The 3,393-nt window shown below is 39.2% G+C and carries 1 protein-coding gene and 1 pseudogene; one reads left to right on the top strand and one right to left on the bottom strand.

Translation table 11 applies throughout. The annotated features are described in order from the left end of the window. A pseudogene (locus tag ACLOR3_RS06990) lies at positions 1-533 on the top strand (type I pullulanase); the annotation flags it as partial. 312 nt (positions 534-845) lie between these two features. Here the strand turns inward: ACLOR3_RS06990 and ACLOR3_RS06985 are convergent. Next, complete coding sequence (locus ACLOR3_RS06985) at positions 846-3,032, bottom strand: LTA synthase family protein (RefSeq protein WP_048716960.1); 2,187 nt, start codon at positions 3,030-3,032, stop codon at positions 846-848. Positions 3,033-3,393: the final 361 nt, after the last annotated feature.

Here is a 3,393-nt window from a genome sequence, read left to right as displayed (position 1 = left end):
CAAATGATTCTCAGGAAAAAATTAAGAAGCAGGTAGAAATGGCGACAGCCATGAATCTCCTCTTCCAAGGGATGGCCTTTATGCAAGTTGGACAAGAGTTCCTACGAACCAAACTAGTTGCAACGGGCGAAGATGGAGAAGTGACACATGAAGATCGAGAACGGGCTATGAATTCCTATAATGCGCCAGATGCCGTCAACCAAGTCGATTGGGATTTAGTATCTGTCAACAAGGATACAATCGAATATGTGCGTCAAATCATTCATTTGAAGAAGACCCTACCTGCCTTGTCCCTCGAATCTTATGAGGAGATTTATCAACATGTCTTTGTACATACTGCCGATATGGGTAGTGGTGTTGTGGTCTTTGAATTGACCTGGGATAAACACTATTATGTTATCTTTAACACCAGTGGACTACCATTCTATCTCCAGAACGCAAATCATCTTGAGCTCCTTGTTGGAAATAGCCGAAACAAACGTCCATTCTATGTAGAGAATTTAACAGCTTCTGTTTTTGAATGGAAGAAATAAATAAAAAAAAATAAGATTGGGATTTCCCAATCTTATTTCAAATAGAAGATAATGCCCTCTTAAAAACTTTCCTTAGGTGAGTACGGACGTCAGCGAACTTCTCTGAAGTTCCAAGACTTAGTTTTGAACCTAAAGTTTCAAAACTCCCGAGTACTTGAAACATAGTGTTTCAAGTACTTTTCTCACAGCGGAAAGTTTTAGATTTGCTTTAATAATCCAAGGTAATAGAAGTTTATTTTGAAAAACAGTCCAGCTTCCTTAAAGTAAAAACAGTTTGTCTATATTCAAAAATAAGATTGGGAGGTCCCAATCTTATTTTTTTTCTGATGAAGATGAGCTTGAGCTACTTGAGCTGGAATCCTCACTTGAAGAAGATGAACTGAACTGTTCAGGGTGGAGCTCCTTATAGCTTGGTGCTTTGAAGAGATCAACCGTTGATTGATTGCCTTTTTGGCTATAGAGGCTGGTTGAGGCATCCCCTTTTTCTTTTTCAATTTTCTTCAATGCTTTCATCGAGTTATTGTAGGAGTAGTCATCCGGGTTGACTTTACCAAGATCATTTCCTGTATAGAATCGTAAGAGGTCTCCTGTTTGGATACTATCACTAATCTTGAGTTGTAGATTCGCTGCCTCACGGATTTTATCCAGTTGCTCTTTCGTTGATTCGTCTGGATTGGTGATTTCTTCACCAGTCTTGGTGTAATAGGTCCGGCCACTGTAACTTGTATACTCAGGAGTCACAAAGTAGTTAGCAGAACGGAAAGCTACGATTTGGCTATGATTTGGAGATAACAAGTCTTGACCAACTTGAAGGAAGTTCTTAGAATCAATTCCTAACAAGTGTTCTAATGTTGGAAGCATATCAATCTCTCCACCATAGGTCTCAATCACTTTCCCCTTGTCCATACCAGGAATGACCACCATATACGGTACGCGTTGCAACATGGCATTGTCATAACTAGACCAAGTTTCAGAGTTCTTATCTAGCAAAGGAGCCAGAGCTGGATTTCGAGAATTAGAAATACCGTAGTGGTCCCCGTACAGAACAATAATGGAGTTCTCATAAAGACCAGAAGCTTTGAGATAATCGAAGAAGGCCTTGATGGAAGCATCCAAGTAGTTGGCTGTTGCGAAATAGCCATTAATGGTTTCATCTTGCGTCTCTGCAAGAGGGAAGCCAATTTCGTCACCAATCAGACTCGTCGTATAAGGATAGTGGTTAGAAACGGTAATGAACTTAGTATAAAACGGTTGTTGCATGTGTTCCAAGTACTTGATGGAATCTTTCAACATGATCTTATCATTAAGTCCATACTGGAAAGAGTTGGTATCATCTTGCTTGGTAAAATAAGAGGCATCAAAGAAGTAATGGTAGCCCCATTGTTTGTAGGCTGTATTACGGTTCCAGAAGCTTCCGGCATTTCCGTGGAAAACAGCACTGGATTGGTAGCCATTCTTAGAAAGAATGAAAGGAGCTGCTTGCTGGGTATTGGTCCCACCGTAGTTCACCATAAAGGAACCTTGGTTCAAACCGAACAAGCCAGTCTCAATCATGGTTTCTGCATCCGATGTTTTACCAGCTTTTACCTGGTTGAAGACATTGGCAAATGCAAAGGTTTCGTTTGAATGGTAGAGCGAGTTGATAAAAGGGGTCACTTCGTATTCTTTGCCATCGACTTTCAATTTATAGTCGATCAAGAATTGTTGGAAGCTTTCCAAATGGATATAGATAACATTACGACCTTTAGCAAGTCCAAAGGTTTCTGGGTTTGGTTGAGCATAATGGCTAGCAACATACTCTTCAACTGGCTTCAAGTCAACCTCAGAAGCCTTTGAGCGTTCTTTATTGGCCATGTAAGTCTGGTTGGCACTGTAACCCAAAAAGGCAGGTAAACCAAGCGCACGAACTACATAGTAGTTGGAGAAGCCACGCGTTAACAATTCCGGACGGTCAATCTCTGCCAAGAAAAGGTTGGCAGAGAAGAGCATAGCAGAGAGCGAAGTCACTGCAAAACTTGCCCGTTTGTTAAAGGGACGGTGATCTAGTTTGACCAATTTCTTTAAGAAGAGGAAAGCTAGAATCGGGAAGTCTAAAATATAGATAATATCCCAGGGACGGAATAATTCTAAGGCTGCAGCTCCAAGACCGGCGGAAACCTTACTAGAGGCCAGCATGGTATTAACCGTTACAAAGTCTGTAAACTCACGATAATAAATCGAGTTGGAAATCAACCAGATAAATAAAATGACATAGATGCTAAAAGATAGCAAATAAAAGAGTTTGGTTCTCTTAATATAAAAAGCGAGACCGATCAATAAGAGGCTTAACGGTATCGGGTTAATGACTGCGAGAAAAACCTGATAGAAGCCTTGAATATCTAAATTAAAGTCTACTGTATAGGCCCACATGGTTTTAAACCAATATAGCAACAGTAGGGTAAAGACAAATCCTAGTCTGGTACTCATAGCATCGAGTATCGTTTTGGTAATTTTTTTCACAAAAATATACTTCCTTGCCTTATTTCCTAAAAATTTTCTTACAACAGTATACCATAATTTAAAACGTTTTGAAAATAAAGCAAGTGTTTAATTCGGGACAAAACGCTAAAGTCTAATATGATGAATCAATTAGTCAACAAAAGCTAGGAGAATGTCAAATAAGAGTTTTAAATCTTCAATGTTAATCGTATTTTTAAGGAAGAGACTTTGTGAATTTTTGAAAATTTTGATACAATAGAGAGTATGAAAAAGCTGACAATTAACCGACAAGTTGAGAAGAAAATCCATAAAGGTTATAAGATTTTAGAGAAGATTGATTTTGGTCAACTCCCCTTTGACAATGAGGTGGTTGAGCTGGTCA

Source organism: Streptococcus intestinihominis (assembly GCF_046824975.1).
In the GTDB taxonomy this organism is placed as follows: Bacteria; Bacillota; Bacilli; order Lactobacillales; family Streptococcaceae; genus Streptococcus.
The sequence above is the reverse complement of the archived record's forward strand: the minus strand, read 5'-3'. Positions and strand labels throughout refer to the sequence as shown.